We start from the raw sequence: 7105 nt of genomic DNA on the forward strand, positions 1-7105 counted from the left end.
ACCCGCGGAGGCGGCACTGTCGGAGCCGACGCGCCCGGGCGGGTCCGCCGGTGCCCGCAGCCGGGCCGGCGACGCCAGCGCGGACCGCACCGCGGCGGCCAGCGCGTCGACGCCGTCGCCGGTGCGCGGGTCGACGCCGACGACGGGCACGCCCAGTGCGGCGGACAGCGCCGACGGGTCGACGACGATCCCGCGCGACGCCGCGACGTCCCGCATGGTCAGCGCGACGACGGCGGGCGTCCCGGTGCGCGCGACCTGCCCGACGACGTACAGCGAGCGGGCGACGGCGGTCGCGTCGACCAGGACGACCACGAGGGACACGTCCCGTCCGCGGCCCGCGACGGTGTCGGCGGTGACCTGCTCGTCGGGGGTGCGGGCCAGCAGCGAGTAGGCGCCAGGCAGGTCGAGCACCTCGACGTCGGCACCGCGCCACACGCCCGACGCGAGCTCGACGGTCGTCCCGGGGGCGTTGACGACGCGCTGCCGGGCGCCGGTCACGGAGTTGAACAGGGTCGACTTGCCGACGTTCGGGCTGCCGACGAGCGCGACCGCCGCCTGCCCGTCGACGGCGACCGCGACGTCGCCGGTGTCGTGGCAGGTCATGCGCGGGGCTCGACGTGGATCCGGGCGCAGGTCCGCACGTCGAGCGCGAACCGCTCGGCGCCGACCCCGACGACACGCCCTTGCAGGCCGACGTCGTGGGTCACGGCGACCACCGCCCCGGGACGCAGGCCGAGCTCGCGCAGACGCAGCCCGGCGTGGTCGGGCACGTCGACGCCGACGACGGTCGCCTGGGCGCCCACGGCGCACTCGGTGAGGTCCACGAGGCGAACGTACGAGTGAGGCAAGCCTCACCTCATGGGTCGAAGGTCCTTCGTCACTCCGGCGCCTGGACCGCGCCCGCACCGCGACCGGCGCGTCGCCGCAGCCCACGGCGCCGCGAGCCTTGACCGCGGCTCGCCCGCGGGTGAACGGTGGCGTCGGGCGACCTGGTGATCGGGAACCGATCCCGCCCGGACGGCCGGACGGCGACGCCCGGCCGACGCAGCGAGGGAGAACCTCATGGCGAAGGGCTCCGACGCCGGCGGCGCGGGAGGCGGGGCGGTCTACGGCCTCGGCCTCATCGGCGCGGCGGTGTACTACTTCTCGCAGGGCGAGGGGTTCTGGGACTTCGTCCTGGCGATCCCCAAGGCGATCGTGTGGCCGGCGATCGTCGTCTTCGAGCTGCTGAAGAGCTTCTACGGCGGGTAGCGACGACGGGTCGGTCGCGGCACCCCGGCGTAGCGTCGGGCGCTCGCGTCGCCGTGAGCGGCCGCACCGCGGCGACGGTCGACGCGGCCGTCGCCCGGATCGCCTGCCCTTGACGCAGCCTCAGTCGGCGGGCCGGCGTGCTGCCGCGACGAAGGACCGCCACATCTCGTCCTCGGCGGTGGCGGTGTCGCGCGCGGCGACCGCGTCGCGCAGGCGGCGTGCGCGGTCCGGGTCGATGACGCCGAACGTCGACGGGTCGTTCGCGACGTACCAGAGGGCCCGCGCGGTGAGCGTCGCGGCGTGCTCGACGAGCCGCCGGTTGGGGCAGTGGTCGTCGATCGCGGCGGTGACCAGCCCGGACGCGTGCAGCAGCGCGTCGAGCGACCGGGCCTCCGCCCAGGCGGGCAGCGTCGCGTCGAGGGCGGCGGCCAGGCCGTCGGGGTCGTGCTCGACGCCCAGCCGGATCGCGAGCCGGCGCAGCACGCCCAGCGCGCGCAGGACGTGCCGCAGCCCGTCGGGCGACATCTCCGCGACCCGGGCCGAGCGGTGGTGGGACTGGACGACGAGGCCCCGGACGGCGAGGGCGGTGAGCGCCTCCCGGACCGGCGTGCGGGACACGCCGAGCCAGGTCATGAGGTCGGACTCGCGGATGGTCTCGCCCGGGCGCAGGGTGCCGTCGTGGATCGCCCGCTCGATGGCCTCCGCGGCCCGGCTGCGCAAGGTGGTCGTCGCCTGTGGCCGGGGCGGGTGGTCGGCCTCACCGGTGACTGCCGCGTCGGCGAGCAGGACGTCGACGAGGTCGCCCCAGGCCGCTCGGGCGGCGTCGGCGTCGCCCGCGAGCGCGTGGTCGACGGCGGTGCGCATCCTCGCGTGGTGCGTGGACCCGAGGGTGTCGGCGTGCAGGGCCGCGAACCTGTCGACCACCGGGGACACGGCGGCGCACAGGCGGACGTACTCGGTGTTGCCGGTGCCGCGGACGACGGCGTCGAACAGGGGCCGCAGGCGGCGCGCGCGGATCGCGTCCCGGTAGGCGTCGGCGTCCCGCAGGACGGTGTCGCGTGCGGCGGCGAGGGTCTCGCGCAGGCCGCCGGGGAGCCCCGCCGCGGTGACCTCGGCGACGGACTGGGCGATGACGGCTCCGTCGATCTGGAGCGACTCGCGGGACGCGCGGCCGTCGAGCTCGGTGACGTGCGTGGAGCGGCGTGGGGCGACGTCGACGAGCCCGACGGCGGCGAGCTGGTTGAGGGCCTCGCGCAGGGGCGCGCGTGAGGTGCCGGTGAGCTGGACGAGGTCGTCGTCGGTGAGTCGCGCGCCCGGCGCGAGGGTGCCGGTGACGAGCTCGTGCTCGAGGAGCGCGTGGACGTCGTCACGGAGGGCGTTGCGGGTGAGCGGCATCGGTTCGCGCGGGATCGGCACAGCGCCCATCCAACCGGAGCGGCGTCGTCTTCGCATGAGGACGTTGGTCCCTGACTGTGGCTGTCTTCGCTGAAATACATTAGAGAACATCAGCGACGCAGACCGCAGGGGAGACCGGTTCCGATGACCACCGCACCGAGCACCACGTCCCGCACCACCCGCGCGACCCGCCGCGCCCGCACCGCGCTGGGCGCCGGCCTCGCCGCCACGCTCGCGGGCGGCCTCGTCGTCGCCGCGTCTCCGGGCGCCCACGCCACGCCCGGGCACCCGGGCGTCCCGGCCGACGCCCCCGTCGTCTTCCACGAGGACTTCGAGCGGGCGCCCGACAGCGGGCCGCGCACCATGCTCGACGCCTACGGCGGCGGGCTCTACACCGCCGACCCGTACTGGATGAACGCCACCAAGGCCAACGGCATGGTCCTGTCCTGGGGCAACACCGCCGTGAAGGGCGACGGCACCGGCGCGCAGAACGGCACCGAGGACACCGCGTTCGCGACCCTCCGCCAGCTCGCCGAGGCCATCGGCACCGTCAACGGCAGCACGGACCCGCGGACCAACACCGTCGTCTCCGCCTACACGCAGAGCAAGGGCGACGCCCCCGCGGGCGGCAAGGTCATGTTCGCGACCACGCCCGCGAACCCCGTCACCGTCCCGGACGGCAACGGCCGGTTCCTCGCGTTCTCGATGTCCGCAGCCGCCGCCAACTGCCGCGACGCCGCCCACCCCGACCGCCGCGACCCCCAGTACGCGCTGTTCGTCGCGCAGGACGGCGTCGAGACCGCGCTCTCGACGAGCCCGATCAACCCCTGCAAGGACCCCCGCGCGCGGGCCGTCCCGGTCAGCAAGCTCGCGAACGGCACGACGAGCACCGTGTTCGCCGGGCAGTTCGCGTCCGAGCACTCGTTCCTCTACGACGGCGAGGAGTTCGGCTTCGTCATCCGGAACACCACGTCCGAGCACCTCGGGGACGACGGCGCGTTCGACGACATCAAGGTCCTCGACGTCACCCCGCAGCTCGACAAGGCCTTCGGCGTCTCGCAGGCAGCCACCGGCGAGTCCGTCCGCCTGACCTTCACCGTCACCAACACCGCCGAGCTCGCGAACAAGAAGGGCTGGGCGTTCACCGACGCCCTGCCGGCGGGCCTCGTCGTCGCCGACGTGCCGAACCTCGTCGTCGACGGCACGGCCACGGTCGTCGCCGAGCCCGGCAGCGACGCGGTCACCGTCACCGCGGGCGACCTGGAGGCCGGCGACGCCGCCCTGACGATCGCGCTCGACGTGACCTCGACCGTCGCCGGGACGTACACCAACGGCCCCGCCAACATCACCGTCCGCAAGGGGCTCGACGCCCCCGACAGCACGACCGTCACGTTCGTCGACCCCGCCCCGGCGACCGGCTCGCTGATCGTGCGGCACGTCGACGAGCACGGCGAGGACCTCGTCGACCCGGCGACCACCACCGAGCCCGTCGGGACCACGTACGGCACCGACGCACGGTCGTTCCCCGGGTACGAGCTCGTCGAGGTCACCGGCGCGACGTCCGGCACCTACGCCGAGGGCACCACCGAGGTCGTCTACGTCTACCGGCCCGTCCCTGCCCCGAAGGTCGGCGACCTGGTCGTCCGGTACGTCGACGAGCACGGCGTCGAGGTCGCCGGGACCGACCGGTCCGACGGCACGCCCGGCGACGCGTACGACACCACCGCCAAGGACGTCCCCGGCTACACGCTCGTCACGCGTCCCGAGAACGCCGCCGGGCGGCTCGTCGAGGGCACCACCGAGGTCGTCTACGTCTACACGAAGGACGTCCCCGCACCCGGCCCCGCCGACCTGACGGTCCGCTGGGTCGCCGAGGACGGCACGCCGCTGGCCGACCGTCTCGACCGCACCGGCGTCGTGGGCGAGGACTACACCACCGAGGCGCGGTCGTTCGACGGGTACACCCTCGTCGCCGTCCCCACGAACGCGACCGGCACCCTCGCCGTCACGCCGACCGAGGTCGTCTACGTCTACCGCAAGGACGTCCCGGCGCCCGAGCCCACCCCCGCCCCCGCGCCCGCCGACCTGACGGTCCGGTTCGTCGACGAGGCCGGCAACCCGCTCGCCGACCCGACGCACCGCGACGGCACGCAGGGCGAGCACTACGACACGACCCCGGCCGCCCTCGCCGGGTACGAGCTGGTCGCCGTGCCGGCCAACGCCTCGGGCGAGATGGAGCCCGGGACCGAGGTCGTCTACGTCTACCGCAAGCTCGACGTCACCCCGCCGACGGAGCCCCCGTACCTCTCCGAGGTGCTCGCGGCCCCCGACGCCACGACGACCGGCCCGCAGCGGCTGGCCAGCACCGGTTCCCCGGCCGGTGCACTCGGTGGACTGGCGCTCGTCCTCGCGCTGGCCGGAACGGCGCTGCACCTCGTGCACCGCCGTGGAGGCCAGAAGGAGGCCTGAGCACCACCACCCTCACGACCGAGGGCCGCCCCGCCTCTCCCCTTCAGGCGGGACGGCCCTCGGCCATGCCCACAGCGGGTGGCGGCCTCAGTCGCGGGTCAGGAGCCAGAGCACCGTGTCGTGGACGTGCCGCGCCTTGTCCTCGCCGCGGAACGTCGCCTCGTGCGTCGTCGAGCCGACCGTGAACGCGACCGTCGCCGACGTGTGGAAGCGGCCGAACGCGGACTTGTCCGCCACGAACGACACCGACGAGATCGAGCGCACGGGCAGCGACGTGACTGCCGTCCGGCCGCCGACGAACGACTTGTCCTGCAGGATCACGCGCAGGCTCGTCACCGCGAGGAACCCCGTGCCGGCCCCGGTGCAGTCGTAGACGGCGTAGATCTCCTCGCCCTCGATGAGCCCCGCGACGACCTTCTCGAGCTGCTCGGCCTTGTCGTGCGGGACCTGCGTGCCCTGCGTCATGAACGTCCTCCCGGTCGTGTGCCGGCCGCCGCGCGGCGCCGTGCCCGCTGTTCTACCGCACGTCGGCCGGGTGCCCACCTCCGACCGTGCGCTCGGCGCGTGTCGACTCCCGGGCCGCGCTCAGCGTGGGACGTTTGCGCTCGGCGACGTCGTACAGGTGGCCCGCCGCGCGGAGCCGGTCGACCAGGACGTCGCCCAGGCCCGACGCCGGGGTCAGCGAGCCGGCGCGGTCGGGGAGGTGGGGCTCGTCGAGGGCGAGCGCGAGACCGGCCTCGCCCAGCATGACGGCCGTCGCCGCGTAGCCGGGGTCGCCCGGTCCGCCCGCGACGGCCCGGTACCGGCGGCCGTGGGTCGTCGTCGCGTCGACCGTCATGCGGAACCAGCCGCGCTCGCGGGTCGCGGCGTCGGGGCCGGTGCCGGGTCCGGGCAGCACACGGTCGAGCAGCGCGCGGGTGGGGGCCGTGGCGGACGCGGCCGCGACGAGGCCGAGCCCGACGGCGAGGCCCGCGCTGATCCCCGCGGCCAGGACGGCGCCCCGGGGGCCGCTGCCCACGCCCATGACCTCGCCGTACCGCAGCGTCCGCCCGTACGCCCAGCCCTGCAGGGCGTTGCTGCGGCGGACGACCCGCGAGTTGAACGACGCCATGACGAACGGCGTCGTCCAGCGGCCGTCACGGCCGCGCCGCGGCAGGGGGGCGTCGGGCGGCTGCGGCACGTCGGGCTCGGCGCCGCGGTCGGGGCTGAGCGAGAAGGGGTCGGCGAGCAGGCGGCGGACCGACCGCGACCGGAGAGACAGCTCCGCGATGCCGCGCATCGACGCGACCGTCCCGCCGCTGACGCCGCCGCGCGCGGTCGCGACGGTGCGGACCGTGCGCAGCGTCCCGGCGTCGTCGGCGGTGCACCGCCGGTGCAGCAGCAGGACCGCGAGGTCGGACGGCACCGAGTCGTAGCCGCACGCGTGCACGATCCGGGCGCCGGACGCGCGCGCGACGGCGTCGTACCGGTCGGCCGCGGCTCGCACGAACGGGACCTCGCCGGTGAGGTCGGCGTAGTGCGTGCCCGCGCGGGCGCACGCCTCGACGAGGGGCAGGCCGTGCCGCAGGTACGGGCCGACGGTCGAGACGACGACGCGCGCCGACCCGGCCATCGCGGCGAGCGACGCCGAGTCGCCGGAGTCGGCGGCGACGAGCGGCCAGGCCTGCGCGGCCGCAGGCAGGCCCGCCCGGACCTCCTCCAGGGCGGCGCGACGACGCCCCGCGAGCGCGATCCGCGTCCCGGGCGGCGCGTGCTCCGCGAGGTACGCGGCGAGCAGCCGCCCGACGAACCCCGTGGCACCGAACAGGACCAGGTCGTGCTCGCGTGCGGACGGCGTCATCGGGCCACGCTCGCGCGGGCGGGCGGCACCCGCAAGCGCGAGCGCCGCGGTGCCGCGCCGGGCGTGACGCCGGCCCGGCGCGACACCTCGGGCGTCAGGCCTCCGGCTCGGCGTCGTGGCCCGCGGAGGTGAACGACCGCACGACGACCT

Annotated in this window: 7 protein-coding genes; 2 read left to right on the forward strand and 5 right to left on the reverse strand. The window is 75.6% G+C overall.

The features are described 5' to 3' along the window. Positions 1 to 603 (reverse strand): FeoB small GTPase domain-containing protein (locus CBZ_RS06100; RefSeq protein WP_174768633.1); only part of this gene is annotated, 603 nt, incomplete at its 3' end. Next, positions 600 to 824 (reverse strand): FeoA family protein, encoded by a 225-nt coding sequence (locus CBZ_RS06105; RefSeq protein ID WP_130780695.1) that lies wholly within the window; start codon positions 822 to 824, stop codon positions 600 to 602. The genes CBZ_RS06105 and CBZ_RS06100, both read right to left, overlap by 4 nt. Before the next feature lie 238 nt (positions 825 to 1062). On the opposite strand from CBZ_RS06105, the gene CBZ_RS06110 reads away from it, so the two are divergent. Then, a complete protein-coding gene (locus CBZ_RS06110; protein ID WP_130780696.1) occupies positions 1063 to 1251 on the forward strand; it encodes a hypothetical protein in 189 nt (62 codons plus the stop codon). A gap of 120 nt (positions 1252 to 1371) precedes the next feature. Here the strand turns inward: CBZ_RS06110 and CBZ_RS22080 are convergent, their stop codons facing one another. Then, entirely contained in the window at positions 1372 to 2667 is a 1296-nt protein-coding gene (locus CBZ_RS22080; protein WP_165446676.1) for a GntR family transcriptional regulator, read from the reverse strand. 123 nt (positions 2668 to 2790) lie between these two features. Between CBZ_RS22080 and CBZ_RS06120 the strand changes: the two genes are divergently transcribed. After that, the gene (locus CBZ_RS06120; RefSeq protein WP_130780698.1) at positions 2791 to 5115 is read left to right on the forward strand and encodes a MucBP domain-containing protein; all 2325 of its coding nucleotides are present in this window, start codon (positions 2791 to 2793) and stop codon (positions 5113 to 5115) included. An 87-nt stretch (positions 5116 to 5202) separates the two neighbouring features. On the opposite strand, the gene CBZ_RS06125 is transcribed toward CBZ_RS06120, so the two are convergent. Both CBZ_RS06125 and CBZ_RS06130 read right to left on the reverse strand, forming a co-directional pair. Beyond that, complete coding sequence (locus CBZ_RS06125) at positions 5203 to 5580, reverse strand: PH domain-containing protein (RefSeq protein WP_130780699.1); 378 nt, start codon at positions 5578 to 5580, stop codon at positions 5203 to 5205. Between the two features lie 52 nt (positions 5581 to 5632). Continuing rightward, complete coding sequence (locus CBZ_RS06130) at positions 5633 to 6955, reverse strand: saccharopine dehydrogenase family protein (protein ID WP_130780700.1); 1323 nt, start codon at positions 6953 to 6955, stop codon at positions 5633 to 5635. Positions 6956 to 7105 lie beyond the last annotated feature (150 nt).

This window comes from Cellulomonas biazotea (assembly GCF_004306155.1).
Classification (GTDB): domain Bacteria; phylum Actinomycetota; class Actinomycetes; order Actinomycetales; family Cellulomonadaceae; genus Cellulomonas; species Cellulomonas biazotea.